Here is a 23,208-nt window from a genome sequence, read left to right on the forward strand (position 1 = left end):
GGCGGAAGGCGCCCCCGGATTGGCAGGAAATTTGTAGAAGCATAATCTCTGCCACTGGAACGATGGCACCATGACCCCTACACGAGCCCGTGATGCCGCCGCTCCTTCGCCTCGGGTGCTGGCAGGGACCCCGACGCTGGGGGATGGCTCTCCAGTGTCAGGGCAAGGGACAGTGGGAGTCCTCCAGGGATCGGCCCTCTACATCTCGGCAGTGCTGGGCACCGGGATCCTTGTCCTCCCCGGCCTAGCCGCCGAGGTCGCAGGCCCGGCATCCCTCCTCGCGGTAGCCGCCGTACTAGTTCTCTCGGTCCCGCTCGCAGGAACGTTCGCAGCGTTGGCGGCCCGGTTTCCTGATGCCGGTGGCGTTGCGACGTTCGTGCGGATTGCGCTCGGCAGGACGGCAGCACGCATGGCCGGCTACTGGTTCTTCTTCGGGGTGGGCGTAGGCGCCCCCGTCGTTGCGGTTCTGGGAGCCTCGTACCTGGTGGCGACCTTCGGCGGTCCCCGCTGGGCCGTCGTCGTCCTCGCCGTACTGCTCCTCGTCCCGCCGTTCCTGTCGAACGCCTTCGGAGTTCGCGTTTCGGGGCGCGTCCAGCTGAGCCTCACGGTCGCTCTCGTGGCGACCGTCATCGGTGTGGTGGCACTCTGCGCCCCGGCCATGGATCCAGCCCGCTTCGTGCCGTTCCTGCCTCACGGGTGGGCTGGGGTAGCGACCGCCGTGAGCCTGTTCGTGTGGGCGTTCTCCGGCTGGGAAGCAGTGACCCACCTTGCCGCGGACTTCAGGGCTCCTCGACGGACCATCCCGTTGGCCACAGGAATCGCCGTTGCGGTCGTCGGCAGCTCCTACTTCGCCCTGCAGCTGATGACCGTCACCGTCCTGGGAGGGAAGGAAGCCGACGGCGACGCCCTGCCATTGTTGGCCTTGGTCACCTCCGCCGCTGGTGGAGCAGGCCGGGCTGTCGTCGCGACCATCGCTGCCGTCGTCGTACTTGGAGTGCTCAACGCCTACGTCGGCGCGTTCGCCAAGCTCGGCGCCTCCCTAGGCCGCGACGGCGACTTGCCGCGTTGGCTTGCGGCGGGCTCGGGACCCGGGCAAGTGCCTCGGCGGAGCCTCGTGGCTGTGGCAGCCCTCACCGGCGTCTATCTCTCAGTGCTGATGCTCACCGGACTGGACCTGTTCCCCTTCATCCTGATCCACACGAGTTCGATGGTCTCGGTCTATGCCCTGGGAATGCTGGCGGCAGTGCGCCTGTTCGACCGGTTCTCACTCGGCTGGTGGCTCGGACTCGTGTCCCTTGTGCTCACCGCCGGCCTGCTCCTGCTGGCCGGGACGCAGCTCCTCGTGCCGGGGTGCATCGCAGTTGGCGCGTTGCTCGTCGGTGCCTCCAAGAATCTGCGCGGCTTACGCATGCGCCAGTGGGCCTCTAGGCTTCCGAACCGGTTTCGCGGTGGCTCGATTCGCGGCGTGACCAGTCCTGTGGGATGGCGGCCTCGAGGGCGTCGTCGACGGTGATGAGGCCGAGGATGTGCCGGTCCTCGGAGATGACGGGCATCGTGAGGAGGTTGAAGTCGGCCATACGGGTCGTGACGTCGATGACGTCGTCGCCGGGGGAGGCGACCACGACGTCGATGTCGGCGACCTCGGCGAGGGTGAGGCCTGGTTCGGCCTGGACTGCCTGGACCAGGGTGAGTGCGCCCTCGAGCGCGCCGTCGGGGGCGAGGGTGTAGATCACGGTGAGGGCCTGGGGCTGGATCAGTCGGGCGCCGCGGACAGCGGTGAAGGCATCGGCAACGGTGGCGGTGGACGGCAGGGCGAGGAAGTCGGTTCCCATCAGGCCCCCGGCGGTGAGGTCGTGGTAGCCCAGCAGACGGTGGACGCGGGACCGTTGGGGTTCCGGGAGCGCTTCGAGGACGGGGATGCGCCGCTCTTGGGGCAGGTCCATGAGGGCGTCGGCGGCGTCGTCGGCCTGCATGCGGGCCAGGACTTCGGCGACCTCGGCATCGGAACGGTCCTTGAACAGCTCGGACTGGGAGTCCTCGTCGAGCTCTTCGAAGACGTCGGCCTCGAGTTCGGGGTCCTCGTGGACCTGGGCCAGGAGTTCGTCCTGCTCGTGTTCGTTGGCCTCCTCGATGATGTCGGCGATCTGGGCGGGCTTGAGCTCGGGGATGCGGCCGGTGGCCTGACGGACGTGAGCGGATTCGGCGTGGCCGATCAGGGGCTCGAAGTCCTTCCAGTCCCTCGGCGGGTGGGCCGCGTGGCGCGGGCCCACGGCGAGCCAGCGCCGGCGGTGGACGTCGAGGCCGGTGGCGGCCCAGCCGTCCAGGACAGGGGTGAGCTCGATGTCGTAGGCCTTGACGAACGCGGCGCGGGAGACGTCGATGAGCCGGTGTCCCAGGACGTCCTCGGAGAGGAGGACCTCGCCCTCCCGGCGGCGGAACTCGCGCACGTCGACGGTACTCACGGCGAGCCGGACCTGTTCCGGGCCCAGGGCTGCCAAATCGGCGGCGGAGACGAACACGCGCGTGCTGCCGACGGCGACGACGAGCCCCGTGACGAGGGGGTAGTCGTCGTCGCGCAGGCGGACGATGAGGTCCGCCAGAGTGCCCATGCGGTGACCGTCCGAGTCGGTCACGGGCTGGCGCAGCAGGGCGGAGAGGGAGAGGGAGCCGGTGGGCGCTGCGGTGGTCATCGGGTGCCTTTCGGTGCACGTCGGTGGCTTCTCGAGGCGACTGTACGTCACCTCGGAGAGGTTGCGGGAGGGGTGTCAGGCGTTGCCGAGGGCGAGTTGGACGACGCGGACGATCACCAGGATCATCGCGACCAGCAGGTATAGGCGCAGCACGCTCAGCCCGATCCGCCGCGGCGTCGAGAGCTGGGGCCGCTGCAGCAGCGCCAGCGGAGGCATCCGCCAGGTGAGGCGCTGGGAGCGGTCTATCGGCTCGGCCGGCGCGGCCTTCCCTGCGGCCCGGGCACGGGCGCGCATGACGACGAGCGCCACAGCGGCCAGGACCGCCAGCAGCGCCCCGCCTCCGAGGATCTCCAGGATCGTCGTCCCGTCGATGTTTGGGAACAGGACTGCGGCGGTGAGGACCACCGAGAGGATCACCAGCACCGCGATCACGGCGGAGGTGAAGATGTTCATGCCGCGGCCGTTGGCCCAGGGCCCCATGACCTCCCTGTCGTTGCACAGCAGCAACAGGAACACGGTGGCCGAGGGCAGGAGAACCCCGGCCAGGACCTGGACGCCGACGGTGAGCAGGCCCAGAGGGCTCCCGGGGATGACGACGATCACGGCGGAGATCAGGATGAGGCCGGCGAAGGCGGCATAGAAGCCCTTGGCCTCGCTGGGCCTCCGGTGCAGGGAGTGCTTCAGGCCCAGCACGTCGCCGAGGGCGTAGGAGGTGGAAAGGCCTACCGCGGCGGCGCCGATGATCGACGCGTCGATCAGGGCCAGGGCGAACAGGATCCCGGCGAGGTGGCCGACGTACTTCCCGAGGCCTTCGGCCACGCCCCCGGCGTCGGTGAACTGGCCGAACTCGGGGTGCCCGGCGAAGGTGGACGCGGTGAAGGAGATGATGGCGGCGGCACCGAGGACGACGATGACGATCCCGAGCCACAGGTCGACCCGCTCGTACTTCATGTAGCGGGGGGTGATGCGCTTGTCGATCACGTAGGACTGCTGGAAGAACAGCTGCCAGGGGGCGATGGTCGTTCCGACGATCGCAATGATCAGCAGCGTCACGTCGGAGATGCTCGAACCCGCGGGCACCCCGGGCAGCACGAAGCCCTGGGCGATCCGGGCATAGTCCGGCGCGCTCATGAAGAACACGGGCACGAGCAGCACCGAGCCGATGACGAGGGCCAAGCAGACCCTTTCGAAGCGCTGGAAGGATCCGGTGCTCGCCGCCCCCACGATCACGAGCGCCGCGACGATCACCCCCGGGATCTTGGGCACACCGAGATAGTTCAGGCCGATGCTGATGCCGATGAACTCGGTGACGATCGTCAGGGCGTTGAGGATGAAGAGGTCGATCGCGCTGAACGCGCCCCAGAAGCGGCCGAACCGCTCGAGGATGAGCCGGGCATGGCCGACTCCCGTGACGACCCCGAGCCGGAGCACCATCTCCTGGTTCACGTACAGCACGGGGATCAGGAGCAGCAGCGTCCACAGAAGGCTTGTGCCGTAGTTCTGCCCGGCCTGGGTGTACGTGCCGAAAGCGCCGGCGTCGTTGTCCCCGACCATCACAATCAGACCCGGTCCGATGATCGCCAGGAGCGTCTTCAGGCGCGCCTTCCAGCTCGACTGCACAGAGGACTCGTCAAGGCGGATCGTGCCGAAGGCACCCTTGATGTCCCCGACATGTGCCGAGTCGAGGACGGCGGAACCAGTGGCGGGCGCCTCGGGGTGACCGGGCGGGGCAGCGGTGCGGGTGGGGGTGGGGTTCGTCTTGGCCATGGGGGACCTGCTTCCTCCCGGCGGTGGCCGGGGACCGGTGAAGCGCACACCGAGGGGACCCTGCGCGGGCAGGGGTCAACTCGGAAGGGGCATAGAGAAAGGAATGCTGGAGAAGGGGCTCAGGATGAGCTGATGGAGGTATGACTGTCGCCACTCGGCATGGGCGAGATCACCTCCTGCGCTCGTCATCACGTGCCCAGGGGCCCCGGGCGCCCGGCCCGGGGTGCCCTTCCTCGTAAGACCTTTGGCACTTCGCGTCGTGACCCCTTCGAGGGGGAGCCAATCGGGGTTGCCCCTTGCATCCGGGGCAGCCTGTCCTGACCTGTGGCGTCTCTCGACGTTTGGGGTCGCTGGCCTGTTTACGCGAAGGAGCCTCAGCTAACGAACGGCACCTTGCCGGAACAGAATACACACCCAACCTCGGCTTCTCGCACTCGGCAGAGCCGATCACTTCGCCGGCGCCGTGTGGGGGCTTCCCGGCCGAGTCGGGTCTTGGGGGTGACATTCGCAGGGGACGGCTCGGGAGCATCCGTGGAAGGGATTTCAGCCGCCGTCAGGTTGGACGCCCGCATCCGTGCTTGAGGTGGGATTCCGCTTCGCTTGAGACCGGACGCGGACCGGGGCTAGGTGTAGGCATGGGCACGAGGCGGGCAATGCCGATGCACAGGGAGATCATGGAACGTGTCCGGCTCCTACTCCTGCACGGCTCGGTAGAGCAGAGGATCAGTGCCGAGATCTGGGGGCCCGTCGTCTCTGCCCACCGTCCCACCGGGCCAGAAATCGGTGACCCATGCGCGGCTTGCCGGCAGGCCTGGCCGTGCGGCCCGGTGCGCGAGATCCTCTCCGCCGGGCTCCTCCCGCGGCTGTAGCGGGATGCGGGAGCACCGCAGTCGGCACTATCTGGAGAGGCGGACGACCGTTGCGCCGAAGGCAGTCGAGGGGCCGAGAGTGTACGCCGTGTCCAGGGAGACGTAGGTGATGAATTGGCCGATGATGCCTCGGCAGGACCCGGTGCACGATAGGGACGAGGGGACGGAAGGTGGCTGGTTGGCGTAGCTGTCGGGCAGGGCGTCGACGCCGCTGAACTTCCAGCCCGCGACCTTGAATGCGGCGAATCCGGCCAGGGTGTAGGTGGCGTTGGCGCCTTCGCCCGCGACCGAGGTGAAGACGGGCAGGAGGACGGTGGGGCTGGTGCCTGCTTGGATCTGGGCCGCCCACTTGTTGAGGAGGTCTGTGCAGTTCGACGGCGGGCTGTTGCCAGGGTCGCTGGATGCGGAGCCCGTGGAGATGTCGATGGTGGCCGCGCAGCGGCCCGGGTCCTGGGTGAGCCAGCCGAAGCCGCCGGGGACGACTTGGCCGGACGGGCCGTAGGTGCAGCCAGGGTTGATGTTCTTCCCGTGGCTCTGCAGCAGCTGCATCCCGCCGTCGACGTAGCCCTGGACCTGGCAGACCGAGAACGCCAGCGGGAACACCGCCGGCCCGGCGCTGGGGCTGCCCCACGCGGCCTGGGCCTGGGCGCTCGCCCGCACACTGGCTATGCCCAGGGTCTGGGCGAGGAAGAGGGAGACCGAACCGGCCTGCTGACCGGGCTGGAGGGGCTGCGTGGTCGCGGTGACCGTCCGGGCCCGCGTGTCGAGTTCCAGTGAGGCAATCCCTGCCGAGTCGACGGCGTCGTTGGAGCGGGCCAGGGAGGGGGCGAGGCTGGACGAGGAGGTGCATTGGGGATCCGTCAGGCTTGCTGCGCACTTCTGCGCCACCGCAAGGGCCGCGGCGTCCGCCCCGCTCTGAAGGGCGGCCCGCTTCGCGTACAGCATGCCGCCGTCGACCGCCAGTGCAGCCGCGGCGAGCAGGACGACCATCAGCAGCGCCACGACGACGGCGACGGCGCCCCGCTCGGGATCCCGCGCCCGACAACGGAGGCGTCCCTCAGAGGGGAACGGACGGTCCGTAGCGCCCATGTCGTGTGCCCGTCCGTTCATGCTTGCTGATCCAGTCACCCCGACGATACGGGCGCCCTCGAGGCCGTTCCAGATACTTCAGCCAGGCCTCGGCGTGCCTTGGGCCAATCCTGCGCCGTCCCTTGCACTGCACCCAGACGCCGCGGAATCCGGGGGGACAAAAGGTCCGTGGGATCACCGGAGCTGTGCGGCCTGCCGGGCGAACGCTACCGTCATGCTGCCCAGGCCCGTGACGTCGTCGTAGCCGGGGCCTGCCGCAAGGGAGGTGTCCCGTCCAAGGGTGACGAGGTAGGTGGAACCCGTGGAGGCGGTGGATGAGGCCAGGGCAAGCGGGAACGACGGCGCGGTGACGTCGCGCTGGGCGCCGCCCGACCCCGCTGCCGTGTAAAGGGCCGGGTTGGCGAACCCTACGCTCCGGTGGGCGCTGGCCTGGGCGATGGCCATCTGTGCGGCGGCCAGAGGGCACGCGAGCGAGGTCCCGGCCACAGTCTGGAAGGCGAACGCCGCTGTGGCGAGCGTGGAGTCATCGCTGATGGGGCTCAGGCCGATCCGGTATCCGGTGTAGGGATCGGCTAGGGAGGCGATGTCAGGGGAGACCCTGTGTCCCTGTGCTTGCGATGAGGGCACGAGCCGTGTCTGGTAGGCCGGTTCCGCGAAGGAAGCGCTGGTTCCGCCGCCAGCTCCCGCGTAGAAGGCCCCGGGCAGAGGACCGGCGTAGGCGAGCTGGCCGGAGGCGTCCGCGACGACGCGCTGGCGGGTGCTGCCCCACGCGGTCTCGAAGAGGTAGTTTCCGCCCTGTCCGACGGCAAGGCTCGTTCCGCCGACCGAGGTGACCCATGGGGAGCTCGCGGGGAAGTCGGGGGCCGGGGAGCCGAGAAGCGCGGACTCGTCGCCGCGGTCGCCGCTGGCGAAGTACAGGCCGATCCCTTCGGCGGCAGCCTGGAGATGGAGGTTGACCTGCCCCTGGATCACAGACGGGGGCAGGGCTTCCCCGACGTCGCCGTAGCTGTTCGAGACGATGTCCGCCAGCCGGCCGTCGAGGATCGTGGAGAGCGCGATGTCCAGGCCGCCGCCGCAGTTGTAGCCGCCGGCGTAGAGGATGTTCGCGGCGGGGGCGATGCCGTGCACAGCCTGGATGTCGAGGGTCTGCTCTCCCTGCCACCCGCTCGGCTGGCCGCACAGGGCCTGGTCAGCGAACTCCGACGGGGAAGGCGCAATCTGGCGGTACTGGCCCTGGCGGAGGGACGGGAGGCCGCTGGCCTCTGACCAGGCGTTGGTGTCCCTCACGATGGTGGGGGAGGCGTAGGCGTCGACGATCGCGACGGTCTGCCCCGCGCCCGCCGTGGCGTCGATGGCCCCGGGCCGTGCGACGCCGTAGGCGCCTTGGATCTGGGACGGGGTGTACCCGCAGAGCCGGGTGGGGAAGTTCGCACTTCCGTACGCTGGGGGCAGTGCAGCGGTGCGCTGGGCCCAGTAGTCCGAGCAGGGAACCGTAACGGGCGGGGCGGCTGTGGCTGTCGCGGCGCCTGCAGCAGCGTCGGGGGACTCGGTGCGCGGGCGAGTCGTCAGCCTACCCTGCCCCAAGTCCACTGCCTGGACCCCGGGGGCGATGTCGGCGGGGACCTGTGGAGCGCTGGTTGGGCCGACGAGGGTCTGGCCCTGGAAGGCGTAGTCGGCCAGGGATGTGCCGAAGGCGGCGGCGACCTGGTCGGCTGTGCCGCGGAAGACGACGAAGAGGCGGCTCGCGGGGACCGAGACGATGCTGATGCCCATGGACCGGAGCCAATCGACTGTCTTCCCGACCGAGTCCGCCGTCGGCGCGTACGCGTGAATCCACTGCTGCGGGCTCAGGTAGTGCCCGTGCTGTGGGTTTCCGGGGGTCGAGACTGCTGCGGCGGTAGCCTCGGCGCCGGCTGGGTCGCGGAGGGAGAAGTAGATCTCGCCCTCGACTGTGTCGGTTCCCAACGGGGTGCCCGTCTTGTGCTTGGACCCCGCCCACGAGGGGACAGACCCGGGCAGGGACGTCGCGCCGGGGGACGGAGCCGCGGCTGCCCCTGAGGCCGTCAGACCAGCCAGGGCGACGGCGGCGGTGGCGGCGGCGAGCGCGCGAAGGACGCGGCGGGCTGGGGCCATGGTTGTCGGATCCTCTCCTCGTCCAGGGAGTCCCATCGTCCCCGGCCACGCCGGACGTTACAGTCCGGAGTTCTTCGCGGCGGTCACAACACGCAGCGCCTGCCTCTTCTCGCGCCAGTGTTACGAGCCGGGCGGGTTGACCCCGGACTTGTCTCGCCTTCGCCGCCGTCCGCGCTTTCATCGTTCGGCAGCGAAGGTGCGCGCGGCGTTCAGGACTCGCTGGGCGGCCTCATCTGAGACGCCGTCCCGCAGCAGGCGGGCGGGGGAGGCGTCGCCGAGGAGGGGGTTCATGCCTTGAAACCAGGCCTGGACGGTCTCGGTGGGGTGGGACCCGTTCAGGAAGCCGGCAATCTGATACGAGTCCCGAAGCCTTCTGACCACTGCGGGTGAGGGAGTGCGTTCCCCGGTAGCCCACAGGCGAACGGAGCGGGTCGCCTTCACAGATCCGATATAGGCGACGAGGTTGGGGCCGAGCATCTCGGCGAGCCCGCCCGTGAGGGCGGGCACGTCGAGGCTCATCGCTTCATGGAAGGCGGACATTGCTGTGCTCGGCGACGGGCAGGTCAAGGCGGGCTTCGGCGAGATCGGACTCGAAGTCCAGTGGAGGCGCCCCGATCTGGACCGGCCGTCCGAGCGCCCGGTAGTCCCAGCCAGCTGCACGGTAGGCGTCTGCGTCGAGGGCGTGACGGCCGTCGACGATGCAGGGCGCGGCGGCGAGTTCGAGCAGGACCGCGGGGTCGGCTTGGCGGAACTGCTCCCATTCCGTCAGGAGAGCGACCACGCCAGCTCCGGCGACGGCTTCGTCGAGCCCGTCAGCGTAGTCGAGGTCGGGATAGGCGCGGCGGGCGTTGGGCATGGCCTGGGGGTCGTAGACCGTGACCCTGGCGCCTGCCTCGTGGAGCATGCGGGCGACGTCGAGGGCGGGGGCGTCGCGGATGTCGTCAGAGTTGGGCTTGAATGCCGCGCCGAGGCACGCGACCTGGACTCCCGTGACGTCTCCGCCGGCGAGCTCGGTGATGAGGTCGACCGTGCGCTGGCGTCGGCGGTTGTTGATGGCGTCGACTTGGCGCAGGAACGAGACCGCCTGGCCTACGCCGAGGGTTTCGGCGCGGTGGGCGAACGCTCGGATGTCCTTGGGCAGGCATCCGCCGCCGAATCCCAGGCCGGGCTTGAGGAACCGTCCTCCGATGCGGGTGTCGTAGGAGAGGGCGGTGGCGAGTTCCGCGACGTCGGCCCCGGTCGCCTCGCACACCTCGGCCATCGCATTGATATACGAGATCTTGGTGGCGAGGAAGGAGTTCGCAGCCACCTTGACGAGTTCTGCTGTGGCGAGATCGGTGGCGACGACGGGAGTCCCGGCATCGATGATCGACGTGTAGCAGGCGGCGAGCTGCGCATGGGCCCACGCAGAGGCGGTGCCGAAGACGAGTCGGTCCGGTTCGAGGGTGTCCTGGACGGCGTAGCCCTCCCTGAGGAACTCGGGGTTCCAGGCGAGTTCGACGGCGGTGCCAGCCGGAGCCGTCTCCTGCACCAGGCGCGTGAGGCGGCCCGCGGTGCCGATCGGAACGGTGGACTTGCCGACGATGAGGCACTTGCGGTGCAGGTGCGCGGCCAGGGCCGTGACCGCCGCGTCGACGTAGGTCAGGTCGGCTGCGTCCGAGCCTTTCGCCTGGGGGGTGCCGACGCAGATGAAATGGACGTTTCCGTGATGCGCAGCCAGGGCCGTGTCCGTGGTGAAGAGGAGCCTCCCAGAGGCCAGTGCCTCTCGCAGCTTCTCTTCGAGGCCAGGCTCGAAGATCGGCAGGCGTCCGGCGGCAAGTTCGTCGATCTTCGCCTGGTTCGACGTCGAGTCCGACGACGTTGTGGCCGAGGAGGGCCATGCACACGGCATGGGTGGCGCCCAGATAACCGGTGCCGATGACTGTGATGTTGGGATTCTGTGCCACGGGGGCAGAGCTGACTGAGGACTTCTCGGACATTGATCTGGCCTTTCATCGAGTGTCTTGGCTCGCCGCGATTCCGGACGGGATCACGGGTTGGTGCAGGGGATGTTGCTCAGACCGCTTCCGGCGCCCGCGACCGTGTTCGAGCAGGCCACCTGGTTGTGCATCGCCGGGCGCAGGGCGAATGCGTAGCCCGAGCCGCCCACGCTGCCCGTGTTGTTCTCGAAGATGTTGTTGTCGCCCCACTGTTGGAGGATGTTGTGGGTCTGGAATCCGTCCTGCGGCGCCCGGACTCCGTCATTGCCGGCGATGGTCCAGGCGTTGCCCTTCACGTTGACCCATGCGGTGGCAGAGGTCATTCCTGTTCCGTCGAAGTGATTGCCCTCAATGACCCCGCCGACGGTTCCTTCCTTGATGTCCACGTTCTCGGCGGTGGTGTTCGAGATCGTGTTCTCGGCCAGCACGTTGTAGTTGCTGGCGTCCGGAAGGCAGTTGCTGTACGTGCACCAGTTGCTCTTTATCTGTCACGGGGGTGCGATGGTGTCGAAATGGGAATTGCGGCTCCTTGGCTGCTGGCAGCTGTTCCGGGATGGGAGTCCGGTCACGCTGGGCATCCGCCAGCAGCGTCTGATCGCGGTGCTGGCCCTCTCGGGTCCGTGCGCGCGGCCATACATCGGGGGCCTTCTCTGGCCCGAGAGCAGCCAGAGCCAGGCGGCCGGCAGTGTGCGGGCCGCCGTGTTCAAACTGCGTCATGAGCTTCCAGGCCTTCTGGCGGAAGGCGCGGACCCGGTCAGCCTGTGCGAGGGGGTGCGGGTAGACGCCCTGGAACTGCGGCGCTCCGTGGATCCGGAGTCTGTAGGGGCCGTGCTTGCCCCCGGAATAGAAGACCGACTCGCCGGCCACGAGCTCCTTCCCGGGTGGTACGACGACTGGGTGATCTTCCAGCAGGAGCGCTGGCAGGGATTCAGGATGGCCGCACTCGAGGCCATCGCTCGCCACCGCCTGGAGGCGGGCCATGCCGGGAGCGCGATTACGGCGGCCGAACGCGCCGCCGAAATCGAACCCCTTCGCGAGAGCCCCCAAGCCCTGTTGATCCGCGCCCAGATCCTCGCCGGGGATGCGGCCGCTGCGGTGAGATCCCACGAGCGCTTCCGAAACCTGCTCTGGGAGGAGATGGGTTTGAAGCCCTCAGCCCAGTTCCGAGAGGCGTTGGGCGCGCATCTGGCCCCTCGGCATGCCGAGCTGTCTTCGGCGTCCGCGGAGATCCGCCAACCCGTGGGAGTCCGCTAGAGCGCCGACCGCTCGTCCGAGGAGAAGACCTATGGGAATCAATATCAAGCACGACTGGCAGGTCCAGCTGCTGAGACAGTGGGAACTCCGGTGTGACGGCTCACCAATCCCGCTCGCTGGATTCACGAAGCGCGTCGTCGCGGGGATCGCCCTAGCTGGGCCTGCCCCATTGGAGGCGATCGCCGGACTGCTGCTGCCGCATCGGGGATCTGGGGAAGCTGCCGGCAAGCTGGAGGTCGAGGTGCTCCGGATCAGGAATCGGACGCCCGGCCTTCTGGACGAACGTCTCGGCCGGCTGGGGCTCGCACCGGGGGTACGGGTTGACCTCGACGAGCTGCTGCGCACGGCTGACCGCCAGACCGCGACGGCCCAGGCGGATTCCGCACTCATCGGAGAACTCCTCGACGCCGAGCTCCTCCCGGGATGGGGGGACGACTGGGCACTGTTCTACAGGGAGCGGGTGCGTCTGTTCCGTCTCGCCGCTCTCGAAGCCATGGCGCGGCACAGCCTGCGCCTGGATGAGCCGCGAAGGGCCGCTTTCGCCGCCCGGAGTGCCTCAGCCATCGAACCCCTGCGGGAGTCCTCCCACGCCCTGCTGATTCGTGCCCTCGTACTCGCCGGGAACCTCCGGGAGGCCTTCTCCGTCCACGAGGACTTCCGCCGTCGATACCTGAAGGAGACAGGGGCTGAGCCGAGCGTGGCGCTCACTTGTGCCCTCGGCTTGCCGTCGGACGCTGTACGGGGCCCTGGGCAGGGGTGCCCAGACGCCCACGCCAACACTGAGAACCGCTCGGCTACAGAAGGAGGCTGTTGAGGATGGCGATAGACAGTAGGGAACCGGCGGCTGGCGCAAGCCCGATGAGCAACGCGGGAGGACTCCCGCCGGGGCAGGGGTCGCGGCACGGTGGCCACAGGACTTGGCTGACAGGGTGTCTGACGTTTTTTCGCGGCCTAGTCCACCACCCGCGCCATTCGGCCGGGTAGGCCATCTGCTCGCCAAGGGACCGGCCCTCGAGGCGACTGAAGCGCCAGACGGCCTGCCCGCATGGTGTTGCGGGCAGGCCGTCGGCTTGGTTCCGGGTGTGGGCCGGAGGGGCGGTGGGTGTTCCGCCTTGTCGTCCCGGTCAGGGGCGGAAGAGCTCCTCGAACGTGCCGGACGTGGTCGGCGAGCACGTGTTGGCGAGGCAGCCGAGGTGCCACATGCGCTCAATCGTCGAGAGCATGGTGTAGTGGTCGGCCGACTTGTCGGTGGTCTTGTGCGGACCCTGGGCCGAGTTGATCACGATGAACGGGGCGTCGCCGCCGCCGAGCACCGTGCCGTTGGCCCCCACGGGGCTGCCGGGGCCGCCCGAGTAGCCGGAGTAGTCGTTCTCGTCCCACGCGAGGACGATGCTCGAGTTCGTCGTCTTCCACGTCGTCGAGCTCATGATCTGCGCGACCTGCTGCTTGAGGTAGTCGTCGCCGAGCTGGATCGCGCCGTGGTCAAGGCCGGAGTCGGGGTAGCCGCACTTCGGCATGTTCACGAGCGCTGCGCTCGACGGCGAGATGCCATGCATGTCGTGGCACTGGTCCGGGCTGATCCAGACGAAGTTCGGCACGTTGCCGGAGGAGAGATCGCTCGCGAGGTTGTTCTCCAGCGGGACGATCTTCGAGGTCCGCGCCGGGTTGTTCGCGATGTCGGAGAAGTACATGAACGGGTTGTGCTTCTGGGCGTAGAGCTTGACGGTGCTCGAGCCGATCGTCGGGGCGTACTCGACCGTGGAGCCGGCCGACGGCATCGACTGCATGTAGGCCTTCCAGGACAGGCCCTTGGACTCGAGCTGGTCCACGATGTTCTGGCTCGAGAACATGTGAGGCGTGGCGGAGGCGCTTGAATACTGGGCAGGCGTGAGGGAGGCCGTGTCGGTGGAATCGCCGGATCCGGGCACGAACTCCTCCGGTGCGCACGCGACGTTCGCCCCGGCCTTGCAGTCGTCGAAGATGCCTTGGGGGCTTCCCGAGATGGCCGAGAGGTAGTTCGGCAGGCTCGGGTGGGTCACGCCGTGGTAGTTGGTCGCGACGTTGTACTTCTGTGCGAGGGAGTTGATGTAGGGGGCGTCGGCGGTGTTGCCGATGATCTGGTTGTAGCCGTGGTTCTCCATCATGATGACGAAGACGTGGTCGGGCCCGTTTGCCCCTTGCCCGCTCGACTGGGCGTTGGAGCCAGCCGCCGTGAGGGCGTTGGCGGGAGCGACCGCACCGACGGCCGCGGCGCCTGTGAGGGCGACGGTGGCGGCAATGGCCGCCACGGTGCCGGTGGCGCGGCTTTTCAGCACATTCAGCATTGGACTGTCCTTTCGGGTTGCGCCCCGGACGGGGCCCAATGCCTTTCCTACAAGAGCCGGGTGAAGCCCGCTTGGCGGCGGGGTGAACGGCAGCCTCATTCCCGCGAGGTTCACGCGGTCGAGGTGGCCCTCGCCGTCGACGGACGGTCGGGTTTCTTCTTCAGTGTCGACGCTGGCGTCTCAGGCGGCCGGGGGCTCTTCCGGGGCCGGGTCAGACGGAGCGGTTCCGGAGGTCAGTGGCGTCGATCTGAAGCCCTTGACGATCAGCCAGACGCCGAGGGCGAACTCGAAGACCGCGACGGGAAGCGCCGCGAGACCGGCAAGAGAGGACACGTTGGTATAGGCGCCGAAGAACACCGCGATGTCGGAGGCCAGGAGCAGCGGGGCGCCGACGAACGCGATGATCGGCAGGACGCGGGGAACAAGGCGGGACCGGTAGAGCACGTAGCCCAGGAACAGGTCGCACGCGACGGGCATGAGGCTCTGCGAGAGCAGGAAGGTCGAGTTGTAGAAGGCGACCAGAGTGTGGCCGGTCGTGACAAGAGCCGCGGAATCCGCTCCGGCAGCCCCGGCGAGCTGAGCGCGCAGGGTGAGAAGAGTCAGCAGGCTGATGACGCCGACAAAGATGAGCGTGGTCTCCAGAACCCGCGCGGCGAGGAACCCGAGCGCGGCGGTCTGGCTGACCCGCTTTGCTATCGGGTACAGCACGACGGCGGTGCCGACGCCGGCGAGCCCCACGACGACCTCGGACAGGCCTCCCCACAGCACCCCAGTGTCGCTGCCGCCGCCGAGGATGAAGGTGCCGACGTCATCCTTCACCGGTCTGTACAGCGCCAGGGTCGGGATGGAGACGAACGTCAGCAGGTACAGCACGCCGGCAGTCAGGGAGATTCTCCGGGTCGCAGTGCTCATCTCGTGGTCCTCGCGGCTGGGGAGTTGCGGGTGCAGCTGGTCATCTGCAATGTACCAATGGCGAGGGCTTGCGCCTGAGCGGCGCCGCAACCGCAACATCACCCAGCTTCCGCGCCCCGATCCCGCGCCAAAGATTTGCCAAGGAATGGCCGAATCGGGCGTGGGAGCAGCCCGGGGACTGCGAGGATGCTCGTGGAGCCCAGCCGGGCCTCCTCATACACCGACATTTGGAGCATGCGTGCATATCAAGAGGTCGCTGGCCGGACCCGTCGTGTCCGGCCTCGTACTTGGCCTGGCGGCTGTGCTCGGTCTTGCCGGCCCATCGCAGGCGGCATCCGCGGGAACGCACGCCACACCCGCGCCGCGAGGTGGGACGTACTTCGCGCCGTCTGCCTCCGCTGGAACCAACCTTGCCCGGTCAGCGGGCCCGTCGAAGGCGGTGTCCGCGCCGAAGACCGCGACGGCCGCGCTGACTCCGCCGATGAGCAGCGCGCGGCTGCGGTTCGGCGTCGGAACGCCGGGCGGACCGCAGGCCTCGAGCGAGCTCGACCAGGTCGCGGCCTTGGTGAACGAGAACCCCTCGATCGTGCTGTCCTACAAGGACTTCTCCCAGCCGGCGCCGATTGACGACCTCAACGCCGTGGCCGCACGGGGTGCCACGAGCCTGGTCACGTGGGAGCCCTGGCTGTGGTCGGGCAACGGGACGAGCCAGCCGGCCTACTCGCTGAAGGCCATCGCGGCCGGGAACTTCGACTCCTACATCCGCTCATGGGGCGCCGCGCTCGCTGCGTGGGGCAAGCCTGTGATGCTCCGGTTCGCCCAGGAGATGAACGGGAACTGGTACCCGTGGGACGAATCCGTCAACGGCAACCAGCCTGGGGACTTCGTGGCCGCGTGGCGCCACGTCCACGACGTGGTGACTTCGACCGGCGCCACGAACGTCCAGTGGGTATGGAGCCCCAACGTGCCCTACTGGGGCTCGACGCCGTTGTCCGGGCTCTACCCGGGAGCCGGATATGTCGACACCGTTGCCTTGGACGGCTACAACTGGGGCACGTCCCAGTCGTGGAGCTCGTGGACGAATCCCTCGGACCTGTTCGCCGACGGACTCAGCCAGCTTCGGAGTATCGCCCCCGGCAAGCCGATCATCATCGCCGAGACCGCCTCCGCAGAGGCCGGCGGCTCGAAGGCCGACTGGAACACCTCGCTCGTGTCCTACCTGAACTCACAAGCCGACGTCACCGGTTTCGTCTGGTTCGACTACAACAAGGAAGTCGACTGGCGGATCGACAGCTCCACTGGGTCGGCGAGCGCCATGGCCACCGCACTTGCCGCACGGCGAAGCTGAGCACCGGCGAAGCTGAGTACCGGCGAAGCTGACACCGAGCCCGCAGCGCACCCTTGCTGGTCGCGCTGCGGGCTCACCTCTTATCCCGAACCGCGGACGGTCACCTTCTGGCCGGTCGGCAGCAGCGGCAGCCGTTGCCCCAGGATTGGCCGGACGAGCGAGTGTGCGGCAGGCTTGGGTGCGGCATATCGGGGTGGGAGAGGAGCAGGTGAGTTTGAAGAGCGGTAGAGACGAAGAGCAGCGGCTGAAGGCCTTGGCGTCGCTGGGTCTGGTCGGCGCGGACCCGGAGGAGCGGTTCGAGCGCATTGCGCGGGCGGCGAAAGTCATCTTCTCGGTCCCGGAAGCGGAGGTGAACCTCCTTGACGACCGCCATCTCTTCGCGATGACCCCGCAGGTTCCGGGCAGGACCGTCTGGGACCGGGTCGACACCTTCTGCGACGTCGCGGTCGACGACGACCAGCTCACCGTGACCCCCGATGCGACAGCCGATCCACGGTTCGACTGAAAGCCGGACGTCGCCGGTGGAAGGGGGATCCGGTTCTACGCGGGGCGCCCTCTCCACGTAGACGGGCAGCCGGTGGGCACGCTCTGCATCTACGACTTCCGCCCCCGCGAGCTCACGGAGGAGGAGCTCAGACGCTTCGACGCGATCGGCGCCTGGGCCGAACGGGAGCTGCTCGACTCCCGTGACCTCGAGCAGGCAGTCAACGTCCAGCATGCTCTTCTGCCCACAGGCAACCCCGGGGCGCCGCTCTACTCGATCGCCGGGCTGAACATGCCGCTCAAGGGGATCGGGGGCGACTTCTTCACGTGGCAGCGCAGCGGCGAGACCATCGAACTGACCGTCGCGGACGTCATGGGGAAGGGCACCAGTGCAGCGCTCATGGCCGCCACCGTCCGGGCCACGCTGAATGCCCTCAAGGCTCCCACGCCGTCGTCGCTCCTGCACTCGGCTGCGGAAGTCCTCGCCGCCGACTTCGAGGCGACCGGGATCTTCGCCACGCTCTTCCATGCACGCCTGGACATGCCCACGGGCCTGCTGACGTATACCGACGCCGGGCACGGGCTGAACCTCATCGTCCGGTCGGACGGCACGCATGAGCAGCTCGAGGCCGCGGGCCTCCCGCTCGGCTTGGAGCTCGGGATGCCCCGGGCGGACCAGCAGACTGCCCTCGCTCCCGGGGACACGCTGCTGTCCTTCACCGACGGCCTGCTCGACTTCTATGGCGGCACCCAGAGTGCCCTCAAGGCGGTCGCCGCGCTCATCGCCGAGCACCGCGAACCGGCCTCGATCGTCGAAGCTGTCAGGGACGCGGCCAGCCATGCCGGCGTCGACGACGACATCAGCATGGTTGCCATCCACCGGCCTTGACCGCATCGGACCTGGGACCGTCGGGCCCAGCGTAGCCAGACGGTCGTCTGCCCGTAGAAGACAATGGAGCACGTGGACGGCTGTGTCGATTTCTGGCCGCCCCGTTCGACCTGAGATTGACAGGGTCGAGAAGCGGCCCTTCTATCGAGGAGAGACAGAGATGTCGAAGTACATGCTGATCATGCGGGGCACCGACGAGTCCATGGCCAAGATGATGCAGACGCCGTTCGAAGAGATGCTGGAGACGGTCGGGCGCTTCAACGAGGAGCTCATCCGGGCCGGGGTGCTCGTGGCCGCCGAGGGCCTCGACGACCCGGCCCAGGGCGTTGTGGTGGACTTCAGCGGGGAGACGCCCGTGGTCACCGACGGCCCCTACGGCGAGACGAAGGAACTGTTCGGCGGCTATTACGTGCTGGACGTGGGGTCGAAGGAGGAAGCCGTCGAGTGGGCCAAGCGCCTTCCGGCGATCCCCGGCAGCAAGGTCGAGGTTCGCCGGGTGCCTGGCATCGACGAGTTCCCGCAGGACAACCAGTGGATCATCAAGGAGCGCCAGTGGCGCGAGCGGACAGGTCAGCTCTGACGAACGCCGAGCCCCTCGGAAGCCCGCCGCGCGCCGAGGCCGCGCGGCGGGCCGTCGAGGCCGTGTGGCGCATCGAGTCAGCGCGGATCGTCGGTGCCCTCGCCCGCTACACCCGCAGCTTCGAACTGGCCGAGGACGTGGCGCAGGAGGCGCTCGCAGAGGCCCTCGTCAGCTGGCTGCGCGAGGGCGAGCCAGCCAACCCGGTTGGCTGGCTTCTTGCGACGGCGCGACGGCGCGCCATCGATGCCTTCCGCCGTCGCGCCGCGCTCGACGCGCGGTATGCCGCGCTCGCTGGCCCGCTCGCCGAGGGCCAGACGAGTTCGGGAGCCCTCGCGCCGCAGGAGAGCCCGGATGAGCTGTGGGATCCGGACCTGGTCGAGGACGACGTTCTCTCGCTTGTCTTCATTGCGTGCCATCCCGTCCTCTCGCCTGAGGCGCGCGTTGCCCTGACACTGCGCGTGGTCGGCGGCCTGTCCACGGAAGAGATCGCCCGAGCCTTCCTTGTTCCGGTGCCAACGATCCAGGCGCGGATCACCCGGGCCAAGAAGACGATCGCGGCTGCGGGAGTGCCGTTCGAACTCCCACCTGCCGAGGAACGCGGCGCGCGGCTTGGGGGCGTCCTGAGCGTGCTGTACGTGATCTTCACCGAGGGGTCGACGGCGACGAGCGGGGACAGCCTGCTGCGCCCGGATCTCGCCTACGAGGCGATGCGCCTGGCCCGAATCCTTGCGGCCATGCTGCCTGACGCGCCGGAAGTCCACGGCCTCCTCGCGCTGTTCGAGCTCACCGCCGCACGCTTCCCTGCGAGGACGGCGCCCGACGGAAAGGCAGTGCTCCTCGAAGACCAGGACCGGCGCCTGTGGGACCGATCGGCGATACGCCGCGGTGAGGCAGCGCTGGATCGCGCCGCGGCGGTTGGGCGAGGACTCGGACCATACGGCCTGCAGGCGGCGATCGCTGCCTGCCATGCGGCGGCGCCGTCCGTTGCGGACACTGACTGGGAACGCATTGTGCTCCTCTATGAGGCCCTGGGGCGGGTGGCACCCTCACCCGTCGTCGAACTCAACCGTGCGGTCGCAATTGCGATGGCCGAGCGTCCGCTCCCCGCTCTCGCCATCGCCGACCGGCTCGTCGCCGAAGGCCGCCTCTCGGGCTCCTATCTGCTCCCGAGTGTCCGCGGCGAACTGCTTGCGAGGCTGGGCCGGACGGTCGAGGCGCGGGCTGAGTTCGAGACTGCGGCGCAGCTGTGCCGCAATGACCGCGAACGGTCGGTGTTCGAGGACAAGATCGCGGGACTCGCCTAACTTTGTGGCTGAGTTCCCCCTTCTGTACGTCTGTTCAATTTCCGGAATCGGGATCTGGTTCTTTGCACATACGGACCGAAGCCTTTTCAGGGATAGTTTGTCGTGTCGGTGTTAGGCAGGTCACAGGGGCCGGGCCCACGCCGGCGTGAGCGATCTCAAGAGGGAGAAACAGATGGCCAGCTCCACCGGTCAGGCCCAAGGCAGCCGCGGGCTCGAAGTCCGATCGATCGACTACGTGCCGTTGGACGAGCGGCACGGGAAGGTCACCAGCATCGGTCCGCTGTGGTTCATGAGCAATGCCCAGATCGCCACGCTCGCTGTGGGGCTGATCAGCATCACTTCGGGCGGGAACCTCATCTGGTCCATGATCGCGATCGTCGTGGGTGTTCTCATCGGGACCCTGTTCATGGCGGCCCACTCCTCTCAGGGCCCGCAGCTCGGCCTTCCGCAGATGATCCAGTCCCGGCCGCAGTTCGGCTACGTCGGGGCCCTGCTGGTGTGGCTGTTCGCGTACCTCCAGTACGCCGGCTTCAACATCTTCAACACGGTGCTGGCAGGCCAAGCCATCGGGGCATCCGTGCACGTGGGGTCGGACAACCTGTGGTTCTGGGTGGTGACCATCGTCGCGGTCGCCGTCGCCCTCTTCGGGTACGACCTCATCCACCGCTTCGAGCGGTACCTGACCTACCTGACCGTGGCGATGCTCGCGCTCCTGAGCATCGCCGTCCTGACCCACCTCGGCCTGCCGTCGGGGATGTTCGACCTCGGCGGCTTCCAGATCGTGCCGTTCCTCGCCCAGCTCGGCGTTGCGGCCGGGTACCAGATCTCGTGGGCAATCTATGTCTCGGACTACTCCCGGTACCTCCCGCCCAGCGCCGCTGGCCGGACGTTCCGGTACACCTTCTGGGGCAGTGCGCTCGGCGGGATCTGGGTGATGTTCCTCGGGGCCTTCATCGCCGCGGCTGCAGGGAAGGACTTCGACACCATCCCGTCCATCCAGGCCACCGCAGACAAGCTCTTCCCGGGGTTCGGCTCGATCGCCCTCTTCGTCGCCGCCCTGGGCCTCGTGTCCGTGACCGCGCTGAACATGTACGGCGGGTCGCTGACGCTCATCTCGTCCATCGACAGCCTGCGCAAGATCAGGCCGACACTGACCCTGCGGATCGTCACCATCGCCGTCACCGCCGCGATCTCGGCCGTCCTGGCGAACGTCGCATCGGCGGACTTCCTCTCCAACTTCAACAACTTCCTGCTGCTGGTCCTGTACTTCTTCATCCCCTGGACTGCGGTGAACCTCACCGACTACTTCATCGTGCGCAAGGGCCACTACGCCATCGCAGAGATCTTCAAGCCCAACGGGATCTACCGGCGTTGGGGATGGGCCGGCATCATCTCCTACCTGGTGGGCTTCGCGGTCATGATCCCGTTCTTCTCTGCGGGGACTCTGTTCGTGGGCCCGATCGCCCAGGCCATGGACGGCGCGGACATCTCGCTCTTCGTGGGGCTGCCGGTCGCAGCGCTCCTGTACTGGCTGCTGACGCGGAACGTGAACGCCACCGAAGAAGCCCGGCTCGGCGAAGCCGAGTACGCGGACCTGGATGCCGCGGCCCACACCCACAATCTGCCCGAATAGCCGGCAACCCGCACGAACCGCAGGCGACCGGTCCGAATAGTTGGGTGGACTCGGAGGGCCTCCCTCGCCCCCTCGTCTCGGCATACGGTCGAAAGGTCGCTCCAGAACCGACCACGAAGGGGAATGCAGACAGATGAAGCAACGCACCATCGGAAACGTGCCTGTCAGCGCCATCGGACTCGGCGGGATGCCGATGTCCATCGAGGGGCGTCCCGACGAGCGTCAGTCCGTCGCGACGATACATGCGGCCCTCGACGCGGGCGTGACCTTGATCGACACGGCCGACGCCTACCACTTGGCCGCCCAGGACGAAGTCGGCCACAACGAGGAGCTCATCAGCCGTGCGGTCCGCGCCTACAGCGGAGACGTGTCGCACGTGGTCATCGCCACGAAAGGCGGGCACCTGCGGCCGGAGGAGGGTCCTTGGGCGAAGAACGGCGATCCCGAATACCTCAAGAAGGCAGCCAAAGCCTCTGCCCGCCGTCTCGGCGTCGAGGCAATCGACCTCTACCAGTACCATCGGCCGGACCCGCAGGTCCCCTACGCGGACTCCATCGGTGCTCTCGCCGAGCTCCTGGATGAGGGCGTGATCCGCATGGCGGGGATCTCGAACGCGAACGTCGAGCAGATCAGGGAGGCCCAGGAGGTGCTCGGCGGCAGGCTGGTTTCGGTGCAGAACCAGTTCTCGCCGAAGTTCCGGTCGAGCGAGCCCGAGCTTGAGCTCTGCGCGGAGATGGGCATTGCCTTCCTCCCGTGGAGCCCGCTAGGGGGGATATCGTCGGCCCGCGATCTGGGTTCCAACCACGACGAGTTCGCTCTTGTGGCCCAGAAGTACGGTGTATCCCCGCAAGTGGTGGCTCTCGCATGGGAACTGGCCAAGGCCGACGTCGTCATCCCCATTCCGGGGGCGTCGCGCCCGGAGTCGATCCTGGACTCGGCGACGGCCCCAGACCTCGAACTCACCCCCGAGGATCTCGGCAGGCTCGACTCCGTCTCCGCCTCGGCCGCCTCCTGAGGGGTCTCCGCAGCGGCTAGCTGCATCAGCGCTAGCTGCATCAGGTCAGCGGCCCGGGAAGTCGTCGCTTGATCTCGATGTAGAGCGGGCGCCCCTTGAGATGCCGGGCGAGGGGGCGGTTCCGGGGAATGCGGGGCCGGTAGGAGTGCCCGAAGGGATCAACCACGACTACCGGCCTTTCGGCCTGAGAGACCTCCGCACCCACGGAGGCCAGACCAGTGCACCGCCACGTGTGCTGTTCGTAGTCGATGGTCCAATCATGGTCGTCGTTCGGATCCTCCAGTTCCAGTTCCTCGAAGATGGCCGCGAGGAGCGAACGCGACGACACTGCGCGCATAGGCCTTCCAGGTCTGGGTGCTGTCTGCCCCGACCCCGGCGGCTCGGTAGATCCAGCGCTCGAACCGCAGGTGGCCGGCGTCGTCCGCGGCCCTGGCAAGGTAGGCGCCCAGGGGCCGGTGGACCGCGGCGAGTGCCACGACCAGGACGGTCACTTGGGTGACGAAAGCGAAGATGCTGAACCGCATGTCCTACTTGCCTCCCGGACGGAACAGCTGATCCACGAGGTAGACGCACAGCGCCAGGGCGAGGACGCCCAGCAGCGCCCACGTGATGACGTCACCGCTCATTTGCCGTCCACCAGCCTCGAAAGCGCTGAGACGCACCACATCACGAGGCCTGCAAGCACCAGAAAGATCGCCACAACGGCCACATCGGCCATGTCCACTGTCCCTTCCGCGGCCGCACCGTGCGGCCCTGTGGAAAGAGTGAAACGCCTCCTCCGCGCCGCAGCTGCGCTATTGACGGCTTCCTAACAGCGCCCGGCCTTTTCTTTGCACCGTCTTTGCGCCGTGGCCCGGGAGAAGCGATCCGGGGCACTCGAATGGCGGCGAGTCGAGGCATGGACGGAGGACCGCCAAGGAGGGGATAAAGGTTGCGTTA

21 protein-coding genes, 2 pseudogenes and 1 riboswitch are annotated in these 23,208 nt (G+C 68.1%); of the genes and pseudogenes, 11 read left to right on the forward strand and 12 right to left on the reverse strand.

Annotation, left to right across the window (positions count from 1 at the left end; genetic code table 11):
• The first annotated feature begins 172 nt into the window (after positions 1-172).
• Positions 173-1,513, forward strand: coding sequence for an APC family permease (locus E6A21_RS10880; RefSeq protein ID WP_246036385.1), 1,341 nt, complete (start codon positions 173-175; stop codon positions 1,511-1,513).
• Here the strand turns inward: E6A21_RS10880 and E6A21_RS10885 are convergent.
• The 7 genes and pseudogenes from E6A21_RS10885 to E6A21_RS10915 all read right to left on the reverse strand — a co-directional run bounded on the left by E6A21_RS10885 (position 1,425) and on the right by E6A21_RS10915 (position 10,955).
• Positions 1,425-2,690, reverse strand: a complete 1,266-nt coding sequence (locus tag E6A21_RS10885) for a magnesium transporter MgtE N-terminal domain-containing protein (protein WP_138444176.1) — start codon at positions 2,688-2,690, stop codon at positions 1,425-1,427. The genes E6A21_RS10880 and E6A21_RS10885 overlap by 89 nt on opposite strands.
• 75 nt (positions 2,691-2,765) lie before the next feature.
• Entirely contained in the window at positions 2,766-4,457 is a 1,692-nt protein-coding gene (locus E6A21_RS10890; protein ID WP_138444177.1) for an NRAMP family divalent metal transporter, read from the reverse strand.
• Between the two features lie 222 nt (positions 4,458-4,679).
• Positions 4,680-4,850: riboswitch (M-box (ykoK) riboswitch) on the reverse strand.
• Positions 4,851-5,353: 503 nt separating this feature from the next.
• Positions 5,354-6,436, reverse strand: coding sequence for a pilus assembly protein TadG-related protein (locus E6A21_RS10895; protein ID WP_246036387.1), 1,083 nt, complete (start codon positions 6,434-6,436; stop codon positions 5,354-5,356).
• A 153-nt stretch (positions 6,437-6,589) separates the two neighbouring features.
• Positions 6,590-8,548, reverse strand: coding sequence for a S53 family peptidase (locus tag E6A21_RS10900; protein ID WP_138444178.1), 1,959 nt, complete (start codon positions 8,546-8,548; stop codon positions 6,590-6,592).
• Between the two features lie 177 nt (positions 8,549-8,725).
• Entirely contained in the window at positions 8,726-9,067 is a 342-nt protein-coding gene (locus tag E6A21_RS10905) for a hypothetical protein (RefSeq protein WP_212745918.1), read from the reverse strand.
• A gap of 4 nt (positions 9,068-9,071) precedes the next feature.
• Positions 9,072-10,527: pseudogene (locus E6A21_RS10910) on the reverse strand (UDP-glucose dehydrogenase family protein).
• 50 nt (positions 10,528-10,577) lie between these two features.
• On the reverse strand, positions 10,578-10,955 hold the full coding sequence (locus E6A21_RS10915; protein ID WP_138444180.1) for a hypothetical protein: 378 nt from the start codon (positions 10,953-10,955) through the stop codon (positions 10,578-10,580).
• Between the two features lie 73 nt (positions 10,956-11,028).
• Here E6A21_RS10915 and E6A21_RS10920 point away from each other — a divergent pair, with 73 nt between their 5' ends.
• Together E6A21_RS10920 and E6A21_RS10925 are read left to right on the forward strand one after the other, a co-directional pair.
• Positions 11,029-11,781: an AfsR/SARP family transcriptional regulator gene (locus E6A21_RS10920; protein ID WP_138444181.1), complete on the forward strand. Its 753-nt coding sequence runs from the start codon at positions 11,029-11,031 to the stop codon at positions 11,779-11,781.
• A gap of 31 nt (positions 11,782-11,812) precedes the next feature.
• Complete coding sequence (locus tag E6A21_RS10925) at positions 11,813-12,595, forward strand: AfsR/SARP family transcriptional regulator (RefSeq protein WP_171041365.1); 783 nt, start codon at positions 11,813-11,815, stop codon at positions 12,593-12,595.
• A 310-nt stretch (positions 12,596-12,905) separates the two neighbouring features.
• Here E6A21_RS10925 and E6A21_RS10930 read toward each other — a convergent pair whose 3' ends face one another.
• Positions 12,906-14,105: an alkaline phosphatase family protein gene (locus tag E6A21_RS10930; RefSeq protein WP_212745919.1), complete on the reverse strand. Its 1,200-nt coding sequence runs from the start codon at positions 14,103-14,105 to the stop codon at positions 12,906-12,908.
• 180 nt (positions 14,106-14,285) lie between these two features.
• Positions 14,286-15,017 carry a DUF4386 domain-containing protein gene (locus E6A21_RS10935; RefSeq protein WP_138444184.1) on the reverse strand — a complete coding sequence of 244 codons (732 nt, stop codon included), beginning with the start codon at positions 15,015-15,017 and terminating at the stop codon, positions 14,286-14,288.
• A gap of 244 nt (positions 15,018-15,261) precedes the next feature.
• Between E6A21_RS10935 and E6A21_RS10940 the strand changes: the two genes are divergently transcribed.
• The 8 genes and pseudogenes from E6A21_RS10940 to E6A21_RS10970 all read left to right on the forward strand — a co-directional run bounded on the left by E6A21_RS10940 (position 15,262) and on the right by E6A21_RS10970 (position 22,269).
• The gene (locus tag E6A21_RS10940; RefSeq protein WP_246036412.1) at positions 15,262-16,365 is read left to right on the forward strand and encodes a glycoside hydrolase family 26 protein; all 1,104 of its coding nucleotides are present in this window, start codon (positions 15,262-15,264) and stop codon (positions 16,363-16,365) included.
• Positions 16,366-16,579: 214 nt separating this feature from the next.
• Positions 16,580-16,870, forward strand: a complete 291-nt coding sequence (locus E6A21_RS10945; protein ID WP_138444186.1) for a hypothetical protein — start codon at positions 16,580-16,582, stop codon at positions 16,868-16,870.
• Between the two features lie 18 nt (positions 16,871-16,888).
• Positions 16,889-17,026, forward strand: a pseudogene (locus tag E6A21_RS18360) (GAF domain-containing protein); the annotation flags it as partial.
• Between the two features lie 114 nt (positions 17,027-17,140).
• On the forward strand, positions 17,141-17,737 hold the full coding sequence (locus E6A21_RS10950; RefSeq protein ID WP_342777867.1) for a PP2C family protein-serine/threonine phosphatase: 597 nt from the start codon (positions 17,141-17,143) through the stop codon (positions 17,735-17,737).
• A 160-nt stretch (positions 17,738-17,897) separates the two neighbouring features.
• The gene (locus E6A21_RS10955) at positions 17,898-18,317 is read left to right on the forward strand and encodes a YciI family protein (protein ID WP_138444188.1); all 420 of its coding nucleotides are present in this window, start codon (positions 17,898-17,900) and stop codon (positions 18,315-18,317) included.
• Positions 18,314-19,621 carry an RNA polymerase sigma factor gene (locus tag E6A21_RS10960; protein ID WP_212745930.1) on the forward strand — a complete coding sequence of 436 codons (1,308 nt, stop codon included), beginning with the start codon at positions 18,314-18,316 and terminating at the stop codon, positions 19,619-19,621. Before E6A21_RS10955 ends, E6A21_RS10960 begins: the two co-directional genes overlap by 4 nt.
• A gap of 172 nt (positions 19,622-19,793) precedes the next feature.
• Entirely contained in the window at positions 19,794-21,254 is a 1,461-nt protein-coding gene (locus E6A21_RS10965; protein ID WP_138444190.1) for a purine-cytosine permease family protein, read from the forward strand.
• Positions 21,255-21,387: 133 nt separating this feature from the next.
• Entirely contained in the window at positions 21,388-22,269 is an 882-nt protein-coding gene (locus E6A21_RS10970) for an aldo/keto reductase (protein WP_138444191.1), read from the forward strand.
• Positions 22,270-22,309: 40 nt separating this feature from the next.
• Here E6A21_RS10970 and E6A21_RS17895 read toward each other — a convergent pair whose 3' ends face one another.
• From E6A21_RS17895 to E6A21_RS10980, 3 genes are read right to left on the reverse strand one after another with little or no spacing between them, the layout of a single operon-like run.
• Complete coding sequence (locus E6A21_RS17895) at positions 22,310-22,606, reverse strand: hypothetical protein (RefSeq protein ID WP_171041367.1); 297 nt, start codon at positions 22,604-22,606, stop codon at positions 22,310-22,312.
• The gene (locus E6A21_RS10975; RefSeq protein WP_138444192.1) at positions 22,527-22,793 is read right to left on the reverse strand and encodes a potassium-transporting ATPase subunit KdpA; all 267 of its coding nucleotides are present in this window, start codon (positions 22,791-22,793) and stop codon (positions 22,527-22,529) included. The genes E6A21_RS17895 and E6A21_RS10975 overlap by 80 nt, the downstream gene beginning before the upstream one ends.
• Before the next feature lie 3 nt (positions 22,794-22,796).
• Positions 22,797-22,895 (reverse strand): potassium-transporting ATPase subunit F, encoded by a 99-nt coding sequence (locus tag E6A21_RS10980; RefSeq protein WP_138444193.1) that lies wholly within the window; start codon positions 22,893-22,895, stop codon positions 22,797-22,799.
• Positions 22,896-23,208: the final 313 nt, after the last annotated feature.

Origin of the sequence: Sinomonas susongensis (genome assembly GCF_005877005.1) — a bacterium.
Taxonomy (GTDB): domain Bacteria; phylum Actinomycetota; class Actinomycetes; order Actinomycetales; family Micrococcaceae; genus Sinomonas; species Sinomonas susongensis.